Source organism: Ignatzschineria sp. 22MB058224 (assembly GCF_058188435.1).
Genome location: NZ_CP187366.1, coordinates 1,045,050 through 1,066,567, shown reverse-complemented (window position 1 = coordinate 1,066,567; position 21,518 = coordinate 1,045,050). Strand labels below are relative to the sequence as shown.

26 protein-coding genes are annotated in these 21,518 nt (G+C 41.2%); 25 read left to right on the top strand and 1 reads right to left on the bottom strand.

Going from position 1 to position 21,518, the window contains the following annotated elements; all coding sequences use genetic code 11:
• Positions 1-117 precede the first annotated feature (117 nt).
• From ACPF7B_RS04535 to ACPF7B_RS04480, 12 genes are all read left to right on the top strand, one after another.
• The gene (locus ACPF7B_RS04535; RefSeq protein WP_490506439.1) at positions 118-1,236 is read left to right on the top strand and encodes a phage protease; all 1,119 of its coding nucleotides are present in this window, start codon (positions 118-120) and stop codon (positions 1,234-1,236) included.
• Between the two features lie 2 nt (positions 1,237-1,238).
• Positions 1,239-2,156 carry a Mu-like prophage major head subunit gpT family protein gene (locus tag ACPF7B_RS04530; protein WP_490506438.1) on the top strand — a complete coding sequence of 306 codons (918 nt, stop codon included), beginning with the start codon at positions 1,239-1,241 and terminating at the stop codon, positions 2,154-2,156.
• A 77-nt stretch (positions 2,157-2,233) separates the two neighbouring features.
• Positions 2,234-2,581 carry a hypothetical protein gene (locus ACPF7B_RS04525; protein WP_490506437.1) on the top strand — a complete coding sequence of 116 codons (348 nt, stop codon included), beginning with the start codon at positions 2,234-2,236 and terminating at the stop codon, positions 2,579-2,581.
• 17 nt (positions 2,582-2,598) lie between these two features.
• Positions 2,599-3,021, top strand: a complete 423-nt coding sequence (locus tag ACPF7B_RS04520) for a gp436 family protein (protein WP_490506436.1) — start codon at positions 2,599-2,601, stop codon at positions 3,019-3,021.
• Positions 3,022-3,030: 9 nt separating this feature from the next.
• A complete protein-coding gene (locus ACPF7B_RS04515) occupies positions 3,031-3,735 on the top strand; it encodes a DUF1834 family protein (protein ID WP_490506435.1) in 705 nt (234 codons plus the stop codon).
• Entirely contained in the window at positions 3,728-3,934 is a 207-nt protein-coding gene (locus ACPF7B_RS04510; protein ID WP_490506434.1) for a DUF2635 domain-containing protein, read from the top strand. The genes ACPF7B_RS04515 and ACPF7B_RS04510 overlap by 8 nt, the downstream gene beginning before the upstream one ends.
• Positions 3,934-5,352 carry a phage tail sheath subtilisin-like domain-containing protein gene (locus ACPF7B_RS04505; RefSeq protein WP_490506433.1) on the top strand — a complete coding sequence of 473 codons (1,419 nt, stop codon included), beginning with the start codon at positions 3,934-3,936 and terminating at the stop codon, positions 5,350-5,352. The genes ACPF7B_RS04510 and ACPF7B_RS04505 overlap by 1 nt, the downstream gene beginning before the upstream one ends.
• A 92-nt stretch (positions 5,353-5,444) precedes the next feature.
• Positions 5,445-5,798: a phage GP46 family protein gene (locus tag ACPF7B_RS04500; protein ID WP_490506432.1), complete on the top strand. Its 354-nt coding sequence runs from the start codon at positions 5,445-5,447 to the stop codon at positions 5,796-5,798.
• A 9-nt stretch (positions 5,799-5,807) separates the two neighbouring features.
• Positions 5,808-6,857, top strand: a complete 1,050-nt coding sequence (locus ACPF7B_RS04495) for a baseplate J/gp47 family protein (protein WP_490506431.1) — start codon at positions 5,808-5,810, stop codon at positions 6,855-6,857.
• The gene (locus ACPF7B_RS04490) at positions 6,854-7,453 is read left to right on the top strand and encodes a YmfQ family protein (protein ID WP_490506430.1); all 600 of its coding nucleotides are present in this window, start codon (positions 6,854-6,856) and stop codon (positions 7,451-7,453) included. The genes ACPF7B_RS04495 and ACPF7B_RS04490 overlap by 4 nt, the downstream gene beginning before the upstream one ends.
• Positions 7,454-7,506: 53 nt before the next feature.
• The gene (locus ACPF7B_RS04485) at positions 7,507-8,475 is read left to right on the top strand and encodes a gp53-like domain-containing protein (RefSeq protein ID WP_490506429.1); all 969 of its coding nucleotides are present in this window, start codon (positions 7,507-7,509) and stop codon (positions 8,473-8,475) included.
• Between the two features lie 14 nt (positions 8,476-8,489).
• Complete coding sequence (locus ACPF7B_RS04480; protein ID WP_490506428.1) at positions 8,490-8,915, top strand: hypothetical protein; 426 nt, start codon at positions 8,490-8,492, stop codon at positions 8,913-8,915.
• A 43-nt stretch (positions 8,916-8,958) separates the two neighbouring features.
• On the opposite strand, the gene ACPF7B_RS04475 is transcribed toward ACPF7B_RS04480, so the two are convergent.
• Positions 8,959-9,684 carry a hypothetical protein gene (locus ACPF7B_RS04475; protein WP_490506427.1) on the bottom strand — a complete coding sequence of 242 codons (726 nt, stop codon included), beginning with the start codon at positions 9,682-9,684 and terminating at the stop codon, positions 8,959-8,961.
• A 360-nt stretch (positions 9,685-10,044) separates the two neighbouring features.
• Between ACPF7B_RS04475 and ACPF7B_RS04470 the strand changes: the two genes are divergently transcribed.
• From ACPF7B_RS04470 to ACPF7B_RS04410, 13 genes are all read left to right on the top strand, one after another.
• Complete coding sequence (locus ACPF7B_RS04470; RefSeq protein ID WP_490506426.1) at positions 10,045-10,572, top strand: hypothetical protein; 528 nt, start codon at positions 10,045-10,047, stop codon at positions 10,570-10,572.
• Between the two features lie 81 nt (positions 10,573-10,653).
• Positions 10,654-12,960, top strand: coding sequence for a phage tail tape measure protein (locus ACPF7B_RS04465; RefSeq protein WP_490506425.1), 2,307 nt, complete (start codon positions 10,654-10,656; stop codon positions 12,958-12,960).
• Positions 12,960-14,210 (top strand): DNA circularization protein, encoded by a 1,251-nt coding sequence (locus ACPF7B_RS04460; RefSeq protein ID WP_490506424.1) that lies wholly within the window; start codon positions 12,960-12,962, stop codon positions 14,208-14,210. The genes ACPF7B_RS04465 and ACPF7B_RS04460 overlap by 1 nt, the downstream gene beginning before the upstream one ends.
• Entirely contained in the window at positions 14,194-15,327 is a 1,134-nt protein-coding gene (locus tag ACPF7B_RS04455) for a phage baseplate assembly protein (protein WP_490506423.1), read from the top strand. The genes ACPF7B_RS04460 and ACPF7B_RS04455 overlap by 17 nt, the downstream gene beginning before the upstream one ends.
• A 2-nt stretch (positions 15,328-15,329) precedes the next feature.
• On the top strand, positions 15,330-15,968 hold the full coding sequence (locus ACPF7B_RS04450; RefSeq protein ID WP_490506422.1) for a phage baseplate assembly protein V: 639 nt from the start codon (positions 15,330-15,332) through the stop codon (positions 15,966-15,968).
• Positions 15,969-16,051: 83 nt separating this feature from the next.
• Positions 16,052-16,435: a phage tail protein gene (locus tag ACPF7B_RS04445; RefSeq protein ID WP_490506421.1), complete on the top strand. Its 384-nt coding sequence runs from the start codon at positions 16,052-16,054 to the stop codon at positions 16,433-16,435.
• The gene (locus tag ACPF7B_RS04440; protein ID WP_490506420.1) at positions 16,428-16,757 is read left to right on the top strand and encodes a hypothetical protein; all 330 of its coding nucleotides are present in this window, start codon (positions 16,428-16,430) and stop codon (positions 16,755-16,757) included. Before ACPF7B_RS04445 ends, ACPF7B_RS04440 begins: the two co-directional genes overlap by 8 nt.
• Positions 16,754-17,032, top strand: coding sequence for a hypothetical protein (locus tag ACPF7B_RS04435; RefSeq protein WP_490506419.1), 279 nt, complete (start codon positions 16,754-16,756; stop codon positions 17,030-17,032). The genes ACPF7B_RS04440 and ACPF7B_RS04435 overlap by 4 nt, the downstream gene beginning before the upstream one ends.
• The gene (locus ACPF7B_RS04430) at positions 17,016-17,636 is read left to right on the top strand and encodes a DUF3164 family protein (protein ID WP_490506418.1); all 621 of its coding nucleotides are present in this window, start codon (positions 17,016-17,018) and stop codon (positions 17,634-17,636) included. Before ACPF7B_RS04435 ends, ACPF7B_RS04430 begins: the two co-directional genes overlap by 17 nt.
• 258 nt (positions 17,637-17,894) lie before the next feature.
• On the top strand, positions 17,895-18,323 hold the full coding sequence (locus ACPF7B_RS04425; RefSeq protein ID WP_490506417.1) for a hypothetical protein: 429 nt from the start codon (positions 17,895-17,897) through the stop codon (positions 18,321-18,323).
• Between the two features lie 175 nt (positions 18,324-18,498).
• Positions 18,499-19,437: a 16S rRNA (cytosine(1402)-N(4))-methyltransferase RsmH gene (rsmH, locus tag ACPF7B_RS04420; RefSeq protein WP_490506498.1), complete on the top strand. Its 939-nt coding sequence runs from the start codon at positions 18,499-18,501 to the stop codon at positions 19,435-19,437.
• Positions 19,434-19,757, top strand: a complete 324-nt coding sequence (locus ACPF7B_RS04415; RefSeq protein WP_490506416.1) for a cell division protein FtsL — start codon at positions 19,434-19,436, stop codon at positions 19,755-19,757. Before rsmH ends, ACPF7B_RS04415 begins: the two co-directional genes overlap by 4 nt.
• 25 nt (positions 19,758-19,782) lie before the next feature.
• Positions 19,783-21,507 carry a peptidoglycan D,D-transpeptidase FtsI family protein gene (locus ACPF7B_RS04410; RefSeq protein WP_490506415.1) on the top strand — a complete coding sequence of 575 codons (1,725 nt, stop codon included), beginning with the start codon at positions 19,783-19,785 and terminating at the stop codon, positions 21,505-21,507.
• The last annotated feature ends 11 nt before the right edge of the window (positions 21,508-21,518 follow it).

Below are 21,518 nucleotides of genomic sequence, written 5' to 3'. Positions count from 1 at the left end.
CTTTTAGATCCCTGAAAGGGCTCACCCTTTTTTATCGCCTCGATAATTTTACATTGGGCTCCTCAGAGCAAGAAATTGGACACGAATTTCCGATCAATCTTATAGAGGATGTTATGAATGAATAAGTTTCGAGAAAAATGGGCGCTCACAAAAGGCGCCAATCAACAATCTGATCAACCCGATCACAATATGGTGGCGCTAACGCTCACGATCGATAAAAACATTGATAGTGATGGCAATGGTGAGATCCAGATCTTCCCTGATGGCCGATTTTATGCAAAAGATGGTCGTCGTCCAGAAGGTTGGCAGTTAACTGCTGAGTTTGCCAATAAGCTCATTGAAGCAGCAAATGCCCAGAAAGATGACTATATGGTCGATTATGAGCATCAAACGATCTACGCCGCAAGCAATGGGCAACCTAATCCCGCCGCTGGATGGTTTAAAGAGCTCGAATACCGCGAAGGTGAAGGACTCTTTGCCAAAGTTAAGTGGAATGAAGCGGCAGCACAGCAGATCAAAAATGATGAGTATCGCTATATCTCTCCCTTCTTTGAATCTGATGAAGAAGGCAACATTCTCTCACTCTTTAATGTGGGATTAACGAATACGCCAGCCATTGATGGGATGGCAAAAGTGGTGGCGTTGAGTGAGCTTGTGCCGACTACCCGAAGCCGTAGTAGCTTCCTCGAACAGTTGAAGACACTGGTTGATAATGCTGAAGGCTTATCTGCTGATCAATTAGTCGGTGCAGTGAAAGAGATGGTCAATCAGGTGGACTGGTTAACGCAAAAGACATCTGAAACGCCGAAAGCAGATCCTGCTCCGAAAGAGCCAGAACCAACGGCAGAGCCACCTAAAGAGCCAGAAAAAAATGCAAAAGCTCCTACTGAAGCGCCTGATCCTGAAAAGTATGTACCTATTGAAGCTTTTAACGAAATCAGAGATCAACTTGCCGAGTTACAAAAAGCGCAAAACACCCAAGCACTCAATAGTGTTGTAGAAGAAGCGCTACAAACCGGCAAGCTCCTCCCATCTCAGAAAAACTGGGCTCTTAATCTCGGTACTAAAAATATCGACTTCCTCAAAGAGTATCTTGCAAATGCTCAACCTATCGTCCCCATCGGCAAAACCCAAAGCGGTGGCGCTCCTAATACTGATGCTTTAACAGCTGAGCAACAACGCTTAGAGAAGCTAACAGGCCTTTCATTCACTAATGCTAAATCCCGAGGAGAATAAGCATGGCTAAAAACAATATTCCCGAGATCCTGCGCGGTCTTAACACACTCTATCGCAAAGAGTTTGCGCGTATCTTAGAGACTACCCCGACGCTTTACCAGAAACTTGCGATGGTCATCCCTTCTAACACTACATCTAATACCTACGGCTGGTTAGGTCGATTCCCGCGAATGCAGGAGTGGCTCGATGAGAGAACGATCGAAAAAATGGCAGCACAAGCGATGTTCTTAGTGAATCGCAAGTTCGAGGCAACGGTCGGTGTTCGTGCCGAAGATATCGAAGACGATAATATCGGGCTCTATACCGATATGATCCGTGAGATGGCGATGAGTGCTGCTGAGTTGCCCGATGAGCTGATTTTTGAAGCTCTTAAAAATGGCGAAACAGGTATCTGCTATGACGGCCAAGCCTTCTTTGATAAAGAGCATCCCGTTTATAAAAAAGTAGATCAGGAAGGTGATCCTGAATTTGTCTCCAATATTACAGAAGATGGCGATTCTGAGAATGCATTCTATCTGCTCGATACCACGCGCCATGTCAAACCACTGATCTACCAAAACCGCGTTAGCCCTGAATTCAATGTTCAGAACGATGCGGATAAATCAGATCGCGTCTTTATGAAAGATGAATACCTCTACGGTTCACGCGCACGTGGTGCCGCTGGATATGGTATGTGGCAGTTTGCACATAAAGTGAAAGCGGATCTGAGCAAAGATGCGGTGTTAGATGTTCGCGCGAAGATGCGTACTATCAAAGGCGATGGTGGCCGCATTATCAATGTGAATCCTAACATCCTCCTGGTTCATCCGAACGATGAGGCCAAAGCCCTAGAACTCTGCAATGCAGATGTAATCGCAGGCACGACTAACACCTTAAAAGGCTTATTAACGCCGATTGTTGCGCCATGGTTAGCCCTTTAATCCGTGGTTAACCACTCTTTAAACCCTGTTTAAACGTGGGTGCCTCCTGGTGAGGCATTCACAAATGGAGAGATCAAATGAGTAAAGATACCAAAACAGCAGAAACGCAAGATCTTGCAACCTTAGAAGCAGAAAACAAAGCCCTTCAAGCTGATCAAAAGAAGCTTGAGACAGCGCTTGAAACTGAAACAAAAGCCCATGAAGCAACTAAAAAAGCACTTGAAGTGGCAGAGAAAAAGTTACAAGAACTCGAAAGTGGCAAAACCAAAGATGGCTTAAATATTGTCTATCTACAAACTCCGGTAGGGATTAAGACACGCTTTAGAGCCGGTATCAAAGTCACCAATGAGCGAACCAGGTATGAAGTAAGCGATGAGGTACTTGCAGAGTTGCAGCAAGATAACGCAATTCTTATTTCACAATAATTGATAAGGAAAAGATCATGATTTCATACGCATCGATTGATGATTTAGTGAGACAGTTTGGAGAGCAAGAAGCGATTGAGTTATCGGATCGCGTGCGTGATGGCGTGATCAGTAATGAAGTTCTTCAGATCGCTTTAGATGATGCAACACACGAAATCAACGGTTATCTCGGGCGATATTCATTACCGTTTAAGAAGACGCCTCCTATTCTCAAACGGCACTGTGTGAATATCGCTCGCTTTTTCTTATGTGAAGCTTCTTATCTCATGATGAGTGAGAAGATTGTTGATGCATACGAGCGAGCAATTCGCTTCTTAGAACGAGTGGCCAATGGCGCAATTCCATTAATCGATGATGAGAGTGAGGAGGTAGCGGAAGATAGTGATCTAATTGCCTTCCAAAACCTCAACAACTCAGTCTTTAGCCGTCAAAATCGTTAGAGGAATCTTATGATTGAGCAGATTGAAAATCGGATTGTTGAACGCTTAAAAGAAGGCTTAGGTGAGATCGTTCGAGAAGTTAAATCCTACGGCGGTGAGCTTGATGGAGATGATCTCTTTAATACGATTCGTGCTATGCCCTCAATTTGGGTGACATATGCCGGCGCATCGATTGAAGCGCGATCTACTTCAAGAAGTCGCTACTTGGAAGAGCACCGCTTTGTTACGATGATTGCAGTCCAATCTGTTAGGTCAGAAGAGTCCGCGCGGAAAGGTGGCGCTTATAAGTATGAGATCGGCACTTATAACCTGATTAAAGCAGTTCGTTATCTTCTTACTAATCAGACATTAGACGGAATTGTCTATCGAGGATTAAGGCCTACCGGCATACGTTCTCTCTTCAATCATTACATTGTGCAACGCAATGCGCTCTCTGTCTTTGCCATTGAGTGGAGTGCGGTAGTTGATAACTCACAGCTCTTAGAAGATGGTGCCTATCCTGAAATTACCGATGATCCTAATCATAAGGATTACTGGTTTAACGAGTTCCGCCGTACAGCGCTGATCAAACCGCTGGAAGACCTGCATGAGATCAATGCGGAGATTAAAGATCCAACCTTTGATCCAGACTCAACCGCAAAAGTAGAAATGAAGCATATCACCCGTGATAGTGCGAATATCTTAGATATGTTGAAAGGAAAGAAAGATGAGTAAACCACTATTTGTAAAAGCCTCTCCCGGCTTAAAAGTCCCTTATGAGAACCGCGCCAATCGCTACATTACAGATACTGCCGTAGAAGTGCCAAATACGCTCTACTATCGCCGGCGTATCAGTGATGGTGATCTTATTGAGGTGCCAGAGCCTAAAGCAGTTCGCAAGACAACAAGCAAAACAGAAAAAGGAGATCAATAATGGCCAGTCCTAACGTTAGTTTTGAAACGATCCCAAGCTCAATCCGAGTGCCAGGGCGTTATATTGAGTTTAATACGAAGCTCGCAGTGCGTAATCTTCCAGTCAATCCACAGCACGTACTAATTGTCGCGCCTATGCTTGATTCAGGCACACAGAAGCCCCTTGAGGCAGTTATGGTCTTCTCTGATGTTGAAGCCGGTGAAAAGTTTGGCTACGGTTCTTGGGCGCATCTCATGGCGCAACAGGCGATCCGTAATAACCAATATATCAACCTCTCCATCATCGGTTTACCGGATGATCCTGCCGCCGTGAAAGCGGTTGGTAAGATTGAAATCGAAGGCTCTGCAACTCGAGAGGGACAGCTAATTCTCAATATTGGGAAAGAATCGCTTAAGATTGCAGCAACTCGTAGCGAAACCGCTAAGGAGTTAGCGGAACGATTAACCGCTGTGATTAATGCCAATGAATCAGTTTTAGTAACGGCTGAAGCGGAAGGTGCCGGTATTACATTGACTGCGAAAAATGGTGGAGAGATCGGTAATGAGATCTATATCGATGGCCAAAGCAATGCGCCCGGCGTGACATTAAAAGTCGGTAACATGGAGAATGGCCAAGGTAATGCCGATATCTCTGAAGCATTGGCAGAAGTGGCCGGTAAACGTTACCACATCTATGTGAGTGCTTTTTCTGATGATGAGAACTTAGGGCGCTTAAATGAGCATATCGAAGCAGTGTCTAATGCGATTGAGAAGCGCGGTGGAATCGGTGTTGCCGGTTGGAATGGCACATTGGCACAAGGTATTACCAAGGCAAGTAAACTCAATTCGGGACGCATGATTTTGCAGTGGTATAAAGGCTCGAAGATGGGTAATGCTCTGATTGCCGCTGGCTTTGCAGCAGTGATGGCTTCAGAAGAAGATCCAGCAAGACCGCTCAATACACTTGAGATTAAGGGCTTAGATATTACGCCGGAATCCGAGTGGCCAACCTTTTCGGAGTTTAACAATGCACTCTATAACGGTTTGTCACCACTACAGGTAGTCAATAACCGAGTTCAAATCATGCGCGCGATTACCACTTATACGAAGAATGCCACTGGAACAGATGATCCGGCGCTCTTAGATGTCACAACGATCAGAACGCTCGATTATACGCGTGATGCTTTAGATCAACGTTATGCGCTTAGATTCCCGCGCGAAAAGCTCTCTGATAAGACACCACCAAAGGTGCGCTCTGAAACTCTAGATGTCTTGATGAAGTTAGAAGACTTAGAGATCTTGGAGCAAGTGGAAGAGAATAAATCACTCTTAGTCGTAGAACGTGATCTCCAAGATGCCAACCGCCTAAACCTCATCATTCCGGCAGATGTGGTAAATGGTCTACATGTTTTAGCAGCAAGAATTGATCTTTACCTCTAAACCACTCTAATCACCATAATCACTATTAACCTCGATTAAACCCTGAAAGCCTACACCGATGTGTAGGCTTTTTTATTGCTTAAGATACGCATATGGACAGATTAATTGACCCGAGAACGGGAGACTACTATCAAGATCAGCGGATCGGAAACAGCTTAGAGAATGCTGTTTATGTTCGCCTTGAAACACCTAAGGGAACTTACTGGGCAGATCCCGAACTTGGATCATTGCTGCATACATTGCAGCGAGAAAAGAATGTGAGCCGTGTTCGCTTGTTAGCGATTCAATATGCAGAAGAGGCACTACAACCCATCTTAGATGAGGAACGTGCAAAAATCATCGATGTAGACGCAACTCAAGCGAACGGCTCCCTTTTACTACATATCACTGTTGTTGATATCGAAGGTAAGCGCAACAGTTTTAACCACCTTGTACCAATTATCTAAGGAGAGAATATGCCGTTAATGGTGCCGAGCTTTGATGAGATCAGAGAGATGATCCTCAACGACATCACTTCTCTCGATCAAAGTGCAGCGATTCATTCAGATAGTGACAATTATATTCGTGCTTCAAGCTTAGCCGCTCTTGCGGAAGGACTCTATGCCCATCACGCTTGGATTGCGCGACAGATCTTTGCTGATAGTGCTGATAGTGAATTTTTAGAAAAGCACGCATCAACACGTGCAATCTATCGTAAAAATGCCGTTAAAGCGGAAGGTATCGCAACAATCACGGGAGAAAAAGGCCGAAAGATTCCCGCTGGAACAGAGATCAAAGTAAATGATCGCTACTTTCTCACCCTTAGTGATACAACGCTAGAAAGCAATCAAGCAGAAATCAAGATCAGTGCTAAAGAGCCCGGCACAAAGAGCAACTTTGTAGAAGCCAATGGCCTCTTAACAGCAGCACCTGCCGGCATTCGTTCAGAATGTATTGTTAGCACGAAGGGAGGCACGGATATCGAGTCAGATGGTGATCTTTTAGCCCGATATCTTGAGATCCTAAGACGACCTCCAGCAGGTGGAAACCGCTACGACTATAAACGATGGGCGTTAGAAGTGCCCGGCGTGACCAATGCTTATGTCTATCCGCTTCGGCGTGGGCTTGGAACAGTGGATATCGCGATTACCTCGGGTGATGATCTGCCGAGTGAATCAGTGATTAACGCCTGCCAAGCATACATTGATGATGTAAGACCAGTAACAGCAAAGCACTCTTATGTAGTTGCTCCGCTCATTAAGCGCATTGATGTGGTTGTCGAAGTACAGCTGAAAGGGATTGCCTTAGATGATATTACCAAGACACTCAAAAGAGTTCTGGAAGACCACTTCTCCCGTATTGCGCCGGCGGAGACACTGATTATATCTCAAATTGAGGCTTTGATTAGTGACCAAGTAGGTGTCGTGGATAGAAAGCTCATTACACCAAGCCAAAATCTCACGCCAGATGCATTACTGATCGAATGGTATCGCTTAGGCTCAATTACAGTGAGAGAGATGAAATGAATAAGCACAATCATATCTACAGTGAAAAAGCTTATCTAGAGCGCTTACAGAGCCTTCTACCCCCTGTTTCATATGATCGCAACGGTGAGCAGATGGTGGCAACATTAACGGTTGAGGCTCGATTATTTAACCGTATCAATGCGCACAGCCAAAAGGTATTGAATGCGATCACACCGCATGATTCCAATGAACTAATCGCTGATTGGGAGCGACTACTCGGAATCCCAATCGATTTTGAAGAGAACTATCAGTTCCGCGTTAATCGAGTATTACAGAAGCTTGCTGAAGTCGGTGGTCTATCCATCCCATACTTCATCAATCTCGCTAAAAACCTTGGGTACGAGATCACAATCATCGAAGGAGATGATTATATCTTTCGCGCCGGTGAGAATCGCGTGGGTGACCGCATTGGACGATTAGATCAGATGTGGGTTTGGTATGTCCATCTCAAAAGTGACTACACAGAACAATACTACTTCCGAGCAGGTAGCGCACGTGCTGGCGAAAGACTCTTAACAATACGAGATCCGATCATTGAAGAGATCTTCAACGATCTAAAGCCCGCGCATACGCTCTGTATCTTCAACTATTCATAATCACTTAAACCCTGTTTAAACAGCATTAAAACGAGCTTTACAAGAGGAGTAACATGAAAAAAGAGTATCCTGATATTTTAAAGCTGGAAGGCGAAAAGTGGCACAATCCCGATCCAGCCACCGGCAAGCTAGGAACAAGAGTCCCGGCAGAATGGCTTCAAACCACAGAAGACTCTCTAAAATCACTCACATTAGAGATGCTAGAAGTCTTAAAATCGGCAGGAATCAATCCCAATGAGCTGAATAACACACAAGTAAGAGATGCGATTCAAAAGATGATACTCGCCAGAGTCATCAATTACAACGACATCCAAGGCCGACCAATCGTCAAAGACAGTCTCGGAGATGATCGTAATAATCCAGCATCTCAACGTATTGTGAACGATGTCAATCGTGCAGCAAACAATGCGCAAACGAGTGCGAATATTGCGAATGATAAAGCGAATGCGGCACAAACTACTGCAAACACAGCAGTAGCAAATGCTAAGACAGCACAAACGAGAGCGGATAGTGCGTATAACTTAGCTAGTAAAAAGCGAGATAAGACAGATAACAACTTTGACAATCCCGTAAAAATTCATCATACAGGCGGCGGGTATTCACGTCTTGAGTTAGTAGGTAATAAAGAATACTTGATGTTTGAGATTAAACCGGAAAATCAGGGCGCTCATTTTGTATTAAGAAACATAAACGATAACAGTAATATATCTGTCATTAATATACCCAGAAAGTTTGGAACTTTAGCCCTTACAAGCGACATATTCAAGAATACTATCTTAAAGTCTACAACTGGATGGTGGAAAGATGAAGCAACGGGATTCACTATCCAGTGGGGCATAGGCTATTCCGGTAATCCTGAATGGAGAAATTTCCCTATTTCTTTTAGTAATTCAGCTGTAGCTATGACAATTACAGACAGAGAAGGTTATTTGGCGGTCGGTTATAAAGAACTTTCTAAAACAGGCTTTAAAGTACAATCAACTACAACAATTGCATTCTCATATATCGCAATCGGTTATTAAAAAGGGGAAAAACAATGAAACAATTTTATCTATATTCAGCAACAACAAATTCATTCTACCCGGTATCTGCCCCGGCAGATTCGGTTCAGATTTCAGAAGAACAACACACTGAGATTTTCAACGGTCAATCTGAGGGTAAAGCGATTAAGCCCAACAAAGCGGGCTATCCGGTCAATGTTGAGCAGGGAAAACCTTACGAAGTTTGGGATCAAAAGACGGAATCTTGGATTGTTGATGATGAGCTTTATCAAGAGCATTTGAAAGAAGAAAAACAGCGTGAATTGCAACAGATGCATGATGATCTCGAAACACTAGAACGAGACATCTCTCGCTTAGAACGAATCAGAGATCGTAATGAAGATGAAGAATCCAAGCTTCAGCAGTTATATGATGAGTCAACACAGTTATATCGTGATATTCAAGCTATTGAAAATGATTAAAATAAGTAGGCCTCGATTAACGAGGCCTTTTTCTATTAAATAATTAGCAGGATTGATTACTATTTATCTCTTCTTGGACTTCATCTGAAAGACGGCGATTAATCTGTTTATAGTCTTTAAGTCTTTTTTTACTTTTAAAAACCAACTTTGGATTATCAGGTGATGATACCTCATTAAAATAATATTTTTCACTTACGAAGCTTCCTTCCGAAAAAGTATCAATCCCTAATTGATAGGTTTTATGTTCCTGTAAGAAGTCAGATGGTGATAATTTCTTGTCGTCAATGGTGATAATATCTCCCAACGGTCCCCAAGTGTTCTGAACTATATATGGTGAAACATTAAAACCCTCAGCATTAATGAGCATTGCATATTCATCATCAATAATGGCGTAAAGAATTGGTATATATGTATTTTTATCTTTGTGATTTACGATAATATATCTAGCCGCTAATACTCCCTCCTCTGAACATTTTGTAGGAAGCTGAAATAAGCGTAATTTGATTCGTAAATCAACTCCTGATTTTCTTAGGTAGTTACTATAAGTAACAATTAAGGCTATTGGTGCTAATGTTGCTGTAATAGATGAAATAGTGACATTAATTTTATTGGTATCTTCTGGTAGAAGGTGAGTAAACCAAACAATACAGAGCCAAGAGATAAAAATTACTAACATCAACAGGCTTAGAAAAAATATAGATCTGTTTTCTTTCAAAGTATCCCCTTTTAAATTAATTAACTTATTATTTTTCTGAAAATAATAACACATAAATTTCCTAATAATCATTAACCTCTTACTATACCTCCTTTATTTAAAGGGAGAAGTTATGTTGATAACCGAAAGATCGATAGAAGCTATCCAGGCAAAATTGAACGAGACAAAAGACCAACTCAATAAAGTGCTTAAAGAGATCCAGAGATTGGAAAAACGGCACAATTATGAGTTCAAATCGATATATGATTATGAGATCTATGATAAAGAATTGTTTGATCGGCTTTACTACTTGGAGCGTATTTGCGAAGCTTATCACAGGAAGTATATAGAGTTGTTATTGGAGGGAAATCATTAATGTTAGAACCTAAATTAAAAATATAATATATTGATGAGGCTATTATTTTTGGAGGGTTTATGAAAAGATTATTAATCACTCTTACGCTCTTAATGAGCATCACCATTGCATCTGATAACTCATTCCAAAAGCAATTGGATGAGTACAATGAGAAGAAAAATGAAGTCTACACTATATTAGTAACAGCCCAAGAGAAGTTAGCTACATCAACTCAAGTGCTAAATGATTATGAGAATGACGTAGATATGCAAAGTGCAATAGCACTGAGAAGAGAGCTTAATAAGTTAAGCAATCAATCTGATGAAATTATTGGTAGTCCTTTAGGATCTCCATTCGCTTCTTGTTACGCTACGATACAGATGTTATCTAACCAATATGGTGCGCGATTTGATATGGTTTATGATATCTATAATGCCCGTAAGAATGGTAAAGATGATATGGGGACACTCAATAAAATAGGTAGATTACATGAGACTTGGATGTCATATAGAGACCAGTACGATAAAAGCCTGCCTGCATGTTTGCGCGAAATCTTTGAAGGTCCTAAAGATGAATATAAAGGAGTAGTAATAACTCCTTCAAAGTAATATCACTGAAACACCGCATCATTAACAGCATTTAAACACTGTTTAAACTAGCCCTAATATCCATTTATTAGGGCTTTTTATATGTCTAAAAATCTTAAATATCATGTTGCGCTTACCGTTAAAGATCAAGCTACTAGTGGAATTAAAAAAGCAATGGCGGAGATGGAGCGTGGTGAAACGAAACGCGCTCAAAGTTATAAGCGCTTTTCCGATGCCCGGAGAAACTTAAGTATTCGCGCAGAAAGCGATATACAGCGCGAAATTAAACGAACAGAGGCATCATATAATCGTTTAGCGCGTGCAGGCTTCTCTAGTGCCAATGAACAGCGCCGGGCTTATCAAGCAATGACGAATCGTGTCCGGGAACTCAATGCAGAAATGGGTAAAACCAGTAAATTATCCGGTGCTTTTAATAATCTTGCCAGGATTGGTGGAGGAATTGCCGCCGGTGCTACAGTCGGTTATAACTTGGCCAAAGAGCCTGTCCGAAAAGTATTAGATTTTGATGATGCTGTTGCACATGCGGCCAATACAGCATTCTCGGATAGAGATAAAGATGGAAGGATAAAAGGTGCTGAAGAGATTAAAGATCTTGTATTTCAGACAATCCAACAAGGTGGTAGTAAAGAAGATGCTTTGGCCGGTATTAATAAAATGCTCTCTTTCGGTACGTTAAGTTATGGCGAAGTCGCCGAATTAATGCCAACGATTCAGAAAACAGCAGTCGCTACAAACTCATCAACTGAAGATATCTCGATGGTAGTTAATGCACTCATGCAGAGTATGAAACTAGCGATCGATGAGATCCCATTAGCACTTGATATGGCGTTGAAAGCCGGTCAAGGCGGTTCTTTTGAGCTTGGAGATATGTCTAAATGGCTTCCGCAACAATTAGCTTCCGCCTCATCTCGAGGAATGCGTGGAATGGATCACTACCGGGAAATACTGGTGATGAATGAACAGGCGGCGGTGGTAGCCGGTACGAATGACCAAGCAGGTAACTATGTGGATTCTTTCTTACTCGCACTGCTTGATTCAAGTACCAACAATGCCCTTGCTAATAGCGATTATAAAGAGGGAAATAAAGAAGGGATTGATCTCGCTAAAAGCATGATGGCAGGTGTGGATGCAGGCTTAAGTCCTGTCCAAGCATTTATGGGGATTATGGATAATTTTATTGCCCAAGATGCAGAATATCAAAAGCTAGAGAAAGAGATCTTATCGGCCTCTGGTGCAGAAAGAGAAGCAAAACTACAACAAATGATGACAATTCTGGAGTCTTCAAAGATTTCACAAGTGTTAGGCAATAAGCAGGCTTTGATGGGATTTCTAGGAGTAAGGTTAAATCAAGAATATGGTGATAAATTATCTGAAGATCTGAAAAACGCCTTAGGAGCTGTAGACGTTTCTCATCAAGTGATTGCATCAACGAGTAAATTTAAAGAGAACATGGCTGCTAATAATTATGAAAAGCTTCAAATGGATGCATATCGTCCTGTTGCTGATGCTTATGCGTCTTTATTAGAAAAGTTAAATGCCTATGGTGCCGAATATCCCGAATTAACGAAGTCGATCATTTTAGCAAGAGATGCGTTGATTACGCTCGGAACAGCTGCCGCCGGAATGGCCTTATTAAGTAAAATACTAGGAAAAGGAGGCCCGGGGGGTGCTCCTTGGGGAAGACCTCCAGCAACCTCACCAGGAGGAGCGAGACCACCTGCACCTGGTCCCTCTTCATCTCCTGGTCGTCCGCCAGCCCCAGCCAATACTAATAATTTAAGATTACCCGGATTAGCAATGGGGGCTCTGCGCTGGGGAGTTCAAAGAGCTCCTCTCATTGCTGAAGCATACGCGCTATATGAAGGCTCAAAAGATGATATCGGCAATATTGTCGACAAGCATGATGGTTTTACACCGGGTGCAGCAAAAGAGATTACTGAAACAGGTTATGAAAAAACAATCAAACCGATTGTTGATACTGCTTTAACGCCATTTTCTGAGGCTTTTAAAAGCTTCGTGAATGCTTTTGGGCTTGGAGATGAAGCACCTGAAGAATCAACAGAGATTATTCAATATCACTATTCAGAGGTTCCTATCATTGGTGCGCCAATTGATAGAGAGCCATTATTGAAAGAGCGACCAACTACGATTATTCCCTCTCTAACAGATGTAGCAAAGAATCCCGATTATCAGCCTCTAATTGTTGGTGGCGAAATCATGAACTTGGTAAAGCAGAACTTGGAGCAGATTAAGCAGCAACATAATGAGATCAGTAATAAACCAACAGTAATCGAGCTTCACGTAACAGGTGAAATGGATGGCCGGCAGATTATGGAGATTGTTGAACAGCATACGATTGATCGAATGAATCGAGGGAGTAACTACTAATGTCCTGGCGTAATAACTTACAAACAGCATCTTATCGTGGTATCACTTTTGATGTGAAAGATATCGATGATTCAAATACGAAGGCACTCGTACTACATCAATATGCCTATAAAGATGGTGCAGATATCGAAGATCTCGGCAATGATGCGGAAGAGGTAACACTCACAGCCGTCTTTTGGGGAAATGATTATGAGGTTCGCTTTAATCAACTCTTAAAGGCTCTATCCACCAATGGTGGTGGAACATTGGTGCATCCAGTGAGAGGCAGAATGCCTAATATGCACCCATCAAGCTACCATTTCACACACGAAGCGGAGAATATTGATTATGTCCGTTTCTCAATCACTTTTCGTAAGTCAATCAATGAGCTACCGATCTTCTCATTAAGCTCAATCTTCTCTGTGATTGATAGTCTATTCAATCAAGCAGAAAACCTCATTGCACTGGCTACAGACTACTTTAGTGCTTTTAGAACCTCAATCAATGAAGTTAAATCTTATCGTGCGCGTGTTCGAGCGATTGAAGCATCTCTCATTAATCTTAACTATGAGATTCAGAGATTAGCGCGTGGAGATAATGAGCTTCTTTTTGCTTCAAACAGCGGTAAATATGCAGAGTCCGGCTTTGATGATGAGATCGTTACCAAATTATCAGAAGGTATCACGACTTATATTGATAACAGTACGATCCGCAATAGTGCTCTGCCTAATGTTGAACTCAATGCCCTCCAGGCATCGATCGATGTGCTTGAAGCTCTCCCAATTAAGATCGGGAAAGGTGATAGTCGTTTAGATCTCGGTGTGCCGATTGCCATTGGAGATGTTACTGAGATTAATATCATGTTTAAAGCGCTATTAAACGCAGTTTACATTACAAAGATTACGGAGATTATCTCTGAAGATCGTCTATCAGTAATTGAGATCGAGAATATTGTTAATCATGCAAGAACCCTCACTGCATCAACAATTGAAGCTATTCGTGGAGCGGTGAATAATCCAGATGAGGTTTATATCATGGTGCAATCTTTAAGAGATATTCAACACGATTTAAAACGTTTAGCGATCAGTTATATCGCCAAGAAACCACCCTTAATCGTGATCCCGGCACCTATATCAGGGACATTACAACAGATCGCTTTTGATCTGTATCAGAATCATTATCGCTTTAATGAGCTATTGCAGCTTAATCCGCAGATTGTTCACTCGAACTTTATTCAACAAGGAGCGTTATTAAATGCCTATTCTGAATAATATGCCGAATAAGATGATTAGAGAGAGCATTATCGCCGTAGAAATCGATGGTTTAACCCATGATAAATGGCAAGAATACGATATTGAAAATAGCTTTGAAACGCCGGCGGATGCGTTCAGTATGCGCATTGGTATCCCAGATGGCACGATTGTTCCTCTTATCAATGAGGGTGCGACTTGCACAGTAAGGATTGATGGCAAGCTCATTCTTACAGGTTTTATCGATCGTATCGAGCACTCTCTAACAAAATTTAATCACTCATTTAGCATCAACGGCCGTGATAAAGGGGCGATCTTAGTCGATTGTGATGCTGAGATTACGAGTTTTGTGGGTTTAACACTTAAAGAGTCGATTAAAAAGATCGTGAATCCACTCGGTATCGATAAGATTGAGTTCAAAGGCAAGGAAGATATTGCTTTTGATAAGACAGAGCTCGAACCCGGAATGAATGCTTGGGAAGCAGTAAAACGCTTAGTTAATAGCGCCGGCATGCACGCCTGGTTTAAAACTGATGGCACTTTAGTGGTAGGAGAAGCCGACTATACTACGCCACCTGTGGCTAAACTTATTTTAAATTATAGCGGTCATCTTAATAATGTGACTGAACTAATAATGCAGCAATCTGCGGCGAATCGCTATAGTGAAGTAACATTCTTAGGCCAATCTCACGGCCGTAAAACAGATAGTGCTAAGCATGATCTTAAGTATGTTCATAAAGATGAAACGGCTCAATTTGAAAAGAAAAGAACGATCATCCTCGGGAATGTTGAGAATCAAAAAGCGCTAGAGAAAGCGGCAAAAAAATGGCTTGCAGATGTGCAGTTGGAAGGCTTAACGCTCAGAGCAACAGTTCCCGGGCATTATACTGATCTTGGGATTCTCTGGGAGAATGGCCAACGAGTTCATTTAGAGAGTGATGTATTCGGTATCGATCGCGTCTTTTTTCTGATGTCACGGAGATTTCAATCATCTCGAAGCCAAGGCAGGATCACTATTTTAGAACTTAAAGAGGATGGTGTCTGGTTACCCGACTCACCAGGAGCATCAAAAGCTCGCTCAAGAAAAGGTAAAAAACAGAAGAAAGAGCTGGCAGTGATTACGCCAACGAAGAGGTAATTATGCTTAATAAAATGAAACAGGAAGTACAGAAGCTTCTTAATAATATCAGATCTCCATTTCGCGGTATTCTCAACAGCAGCGATAGCAATGCCGGTATCCAAAGACATCAAGTATCAGGCTTATCTGATGAAACGCTACAAGATGTTGAGCTCTATCAACACTTTGGCTTTACTTCTAATCCACCCGCAGGCACCAATGTGATTGTTGTGCCACTCAATGGGCTTACAAGTCATTCAGTCATTATTGCGACTGAAAACGGCAATTACAGGCTTGCAGCACTGAAAGCTGGTGAAGTGGCTCTATATAGCTCACATGGATCAACCATTGTGTTAAAGGAAGGAAACATTATCGATATTGATGCGAAAGAGATCAATCTCAAAGCAACAAAGATCACTGGAACCGCTGATGATATCGAGCTTAATGCAACTCAATCCACAACGATTACAGCACCTGTAATTAATCTCAATGGCGCATTAAATGCCGGTGGTGGCGGTGCTTCTGGCGCAACAGCAACGATCAATATGCCGTTAGATGTAAAATCGAAAATGACGGCAGATGATGATGTCATTGTAGCGGGTAAAAGCTTTAACGATCATACGCATCCAACTCCCGCTGGAGAATCTGATAAACCCTCCTAAAATCCTGAAGCCCCGCAGGCTCTCGTGCTTCTTATATCTATCTATGATGGCATTATTGAATTGTAATCAAGAGGAGATTAGAGATGTCTAAGAATGCACGTTATGTAGGCTCGGTTGTAATCGAGATGGATGGGGTTGAGATTGAAGCGATCAATTTCAAATATGATGTAAACACGGGTCGTAGAAGAGTAAACACAATGAACTCAAAAGGCCGTTCTCTCGGATACGCTAAAGGTATTGCAACGTTTGATCTGAACTTTGATGTTCCCATTTTAATCGATGGTAGTCAGGATATTAACTGGGCAAGCATCACAGCAAGTAAGTTTACCTATTGGCCATTGGATAACCCTTCACGCCGTAAAACATTGCGAGATTTTGCAGTCGAAACTACAGCAGAATCAGCCAATACAGATGGTGAAGCAACAGTATCAGTGACAGGATTCGCATTTGGAGAGATCAATGAGTAATTTGGTAGAAAAAGGAAAGCTACTCTACGGCTATGCAGATCCTGAGGGCAATCTTCATTATGACTTTGAGTTGCGCTTATTAACGATTCGGGGAGAGATGAATACCCTTAATATCCTCTTAAGTGAATATCCTAATCTTGATGAATTACCCGAAACAGAGCGCTTTACGATTGAAAGAGCAGTAACACTATCTGAAACATTAAGAGTAGACGGCCAGAAACTCACAGTCGATGAGATCTTAAATCTAGCCTCTGAAGAGTTTACGATCTTATTAGACGCGGAGATGAATTTAAGAAAAAAGCGCTCAGAGCCTACCCAGTGACAAAGAGTAGTGCCCAGCAATCGACGACATTAAGAGAGCGTCGGGAATGGACTCAAATAGCGATCTTCACATTAGCAAAATCAGGGTTGGATACAAAGTTCATTTCTAATTTAGCGCTGATGGAGCTAGGCTCTTGGATTAATAGTTTAACGACGCTAACAACAGGAAAGCGCCCGATAGACCCCATTATTAAGCGGGATATGGCGAAAAAGAACAGCGCTGCACTTCAAGAATTGATAACAAGAAAAGGAAACTCACATGAATCACATCGTTAATTTAGATGGTAAAAGGTATTGGAAAGACCCAAAAGGGAATCTGGTTCCAGAATCAGCAGTAAAAGAGCTCGATAAGTTTGAAGATCAGACAGTTCGCAAGCTTGTCGTATTGGCTGAGGAGTACCAGCAGGCAGGGATTGAGTTTAAAGAGAAGATCTTCAACGAAGTTAGAGAGTTCATCGAACTCAGCGCCACCGAGTATGACACGGTTATTCAAGGCTCGAAAGGCGGTGCATCCCTATATGCATTTAACGGCGAGTATCGCATTCAGTATTCAGTTGCTGATCATATTAACTTTAATAATCGTCTCATGATCGCTAAAGAGCTTATTGATGAGTGCATTCTCAGTTGGTCTAATGGTGCATCTGATGAGATCATGGCGCTTATTAATCGAGCATTCAGTGTCGATAAAGCTGGATCTATTAACGTTCGTAACGTCTTAAGCTTAAGATCGCTCGATATTAAAGATGAAAAATGGCTTAAAGCAATGGATGCAATTAACGATTCAATCAAGATCATTGGCTCAAGTGAATACATTCGTATCTATAAAAAAGATGAATTAGGTAAATATAGACAAATCGTCCTCGACTTCTCCAAACTTTAAACAGCATTTAACCACTGTTTAAACGCAATAAAAAAGCCCTGAATGCAGGGCTTAATTTGTGCCAAATCTGTTACAATCTTCATAAATTGGCTATGCCAATCAAATTACGAGAATATGCCAAAAATTTTACGAGCTTACAGAATGTGCTTGAATTTATCTCTTTTTTGGAGTTTTTTAACTCTTTATTGATAATTTTGTTACTTGAAGGCTGTGATATAATTTTTCATGTGAATCTTTAAATTTTAAGAAGAACTTAATGTGAAAAATTCAATACTACGCAAAATCAAGCCTGAAAAAATTATGATGATCGTTTTGTTCGCTTTAATTTTGATTTTTATGCTTCTTGTCGGTAAAGACTATATCTTAAAAAAACAAGTTGAAGCAGCGCTTTCACACTTAGAAAAAATTTTCCCGGAGATTGCATTAAACTTGCCTCAAGAAACGTTGCAATCAGAGATTAGAGTTCAAGAAGATTTTCTCCGTAATAGGGTGCCTGATGTTAAATCAGTAATAATTCTTCCTGATAATTATATAGAAGTCATTTTTTTTGAAGGAATAGTAGATGATAAACCCCACACTTTTTATTTTTCTTTTGAAACAATTGATCAACTTGAAAGAGGCCTTTGGAAGTGTCAAAGTGGTGGAGACTTGTCTCCAAGGATAATTCCTAAACGGTGTCGTGAATAAGTAAAAATCTAACTCTACAAAGAAAAGTTAATAAAAATAAAAGGTTATGAAGAGCCACATCCGTTGGCTCTTTTTTTGTTTAAAAAAAATAATTTTGTGGAGAAAAGTGGAGAAAAGTGGAAAAAAGGGGTGAGAAGGTGTAATATTTTCGTTACTTAACAAATTCATAAGGGTTATTGTGAATACTACACCTCACAAACATATATCGGTGCTTCTAAATGAGTCGATTGAAGCACTTAATATAAAGCCATCAGGTATCTATGTAGATGCAACTTTTGGCCGTGGAGGTCATTCTCAGGAAATCTTAAAACATCTAAATTCTAGAGGTTTATTAATAGGTATTGATCGAGATTTAACCGCACAGGAATACGCAAAAGAACATTTTAACCATTATGAAAATTTTAAATTTATACGCGGAGAAATGGGGGATATTCACTCGCTTATTTCTCAATTGGGGATTCCAAAAATTGATGGTGTATTGATGGATATTGGTGTCTCTTCACCTCAACTTGATAATGCAGAACGAGGTTTTAGCTTTATGAAAGAGGGGCCGCTTGATATGAGAATGGATCAAAATGCCTCACTAACCGCTGAAAAATGGGTCGCTGAAACGAGCGTCGAAGAAATGACGCGTGTTTTTAAAGTATATGGAGAAGAGCGATTTTCTGGAAGAATTGCCAGAGCAATTGAAGAATATCGCAAAGAAACGCCAATCACGACAACAATAATGCTAGCCAATATTGTTAGTGATGCCATGCCTTTTAAAGATGGACGGATTCATCCCGCTACAAGAGTGTTTCAAGCAATTCGTATTGCAGTGAATCGTGAGCTTGAGCAACTTGAAATGGCGCTCAATGGTGCAATGGATTTATTAAACGAAGGTGGACGCTTAGCGGTGATTAGTTTCCATTCCTTAGAAGATCGAATCGTGAAGCATTTTATGCGTGAAAATTCGACTGAAAAAGATCTATATCCGGATCTTCCTATATTAATCAGCTCAGGAAAAGCGCCACTGAAAACAATAGGCAAGGCTATAAAGGCGAGTAAAGAAGAGTGTAAAGATAACGTGCGCTCACGAAGTGCAATTTTAAGAGTTGCTGAGAGGATTTTATGAAAGTAGAGAAAATAGTTGTAGTTGTGATGACAGCTGTTGTATTTTTAGGTATTAATCGTGCAATGTCGATTCAAGAGGGTTATAAACTTTGGAATGAGATCGATCACTTAGAGCATGAGAATCGTACCTTAAAAGAGGAGCGCGGACGGTTGCAGCTTGAAGAGAGTATGCTTGTAACAGAGGCATTATTAGATCAAGAAATACGCGAACAGTTGCATATGGTTGTCCCTGATGAGAGCGCAATTGTTTATGTAATTGAAACAAATACAGATGTCCAGTATGTAGGTTTAGACAATAATCTAAACACTAATACACAATAATTATTTGTTGTTTTACATAAGCCAGATGAAAAATAAAAATCAAGGACAGGTAAAAGGAAGTTGGCGAAAGAAGTTCGTTCAAGCTGCTTTCGTATTAGTTGCTGTTGTTGTACTAATTCGTGCTTTTTATCTTCAATATTATATGACCGATTTTCTCCTAGAGCAGGGAGATAATCGGTTTGTTCGTCATGTTAAAAATCCTACAGTTCGTGGCACAATTTATGATCGAAATGGTGAGCCTATCGCAATCTCTACCGAAGTGCGTTCCATTTGGATTGATCCAAGTATTTTAAGTCAAAATCTTCATGAAATTCCTAAACTTGCTTATTTTCTCAATCGTCCAGAAGATGAGGTTAAAGAGCTTATTTTATCTCGCCAGAAATCTCGTTTTTACTGGCTAAAAAGGCAACTTCCGCCTCATGAAGCAAAGGCTCTAATGGCGCTGAAAATCCCGGGGGTTTATGATCAAGTCGAGTATAAACGCTATTATCCAGATGCTGAAATAACTTCCCATATTCTTGGGTTTACGGATATTGATGATAATGGAATTGAAGGTATCGAGCTGACTTACCAAGATTGGTTAAAAGGAAGCGATACAGTTACACGTATTGTCAAAGATGCCAAAGGCCGAGTAATTGAGAGGGAAGAAGTGATTGATCTTGAAAACTTTAAAGAGAGCCAAGATCTTCGCTTAACAATTGATCGGCGTATTCAAATTTCTGCCTATCGTGCTTTAAAAGCAGGGATGATCAAACATGGGGCGACAGCAGGATCCGTGATTGTTGCTGATATGCGCACTGGAGATATTCTTGCTATGGTTAATCAACCGGCAGGAAATCCTAATCGTTTAGAAGACCGCCGAGCAGTCCTACTAAAAAATCGAGCTATTACAGATACATTTGAGCCTGGTTCAACTATTAAGCCTTTTGTAGTAGCTGCGGGATTAGAGTCAGGTAAATGGACACCCCACTCAATAGTAAAAACAGGGCGTGGTGGCTACCGAATAGGTAAGAATATTGTCAAAGATGTATCCCCTTCTGATTCAATGGATGTCACAACAGTGATTATGAAGTCAAGTAATATTGGTGTTGCGCGTATTGCCGAAACGATTGATCCAGCTGTTTTATATAACATTTATGGTGAGATTGGTATTGGTAAAAAAAGCCAAATTCGTTTAACGGGTGAAGAGCCAGGACGACTTGGTCCACTGAGACGCTGGCAAGTGGATCCATTTGAGTATGCGACTAAGGCATATGGATATGGAATCAGTGTTAATACACTTAAACTTGCGCAGATGTATACAGTGTTTGGGAATCAAGGGGAATTTCGTCCTCTTCGTTTAGTTCAGAATGATTATTATGCGGAAACAACGCCCATTTTTAGCCCAAAAGTAACGGAACAAGTTGTGCTAATGTTGGAAGCTGTGACGGATAAAAAACGTGGTGGCGGTGGTTGGCGTGCCCAGGTTCCTAATTTTAGAGTCGGCGGAAAATCAGGAACTGTTCGTAAAATTGTCAATGGGAAATATAGTAGTAATCATCATCGAAGTTTTTTCGTAGGGATTGCACCGATTTCCGATCCACAATATGTCGTTGCTGTGATGATTGATGATCCCTCAAAAGATGGTTATTACGGGGGGCTTGTTGCGGCACCAATCTTTAGTGATGTGATGCGTAGCACCTTAAGGATTATGGGCACAAAACCGGATGCCTTATTGGATGATCTAAATATAAAATTGATTGCAAAGTAAAAAGCGAGAGG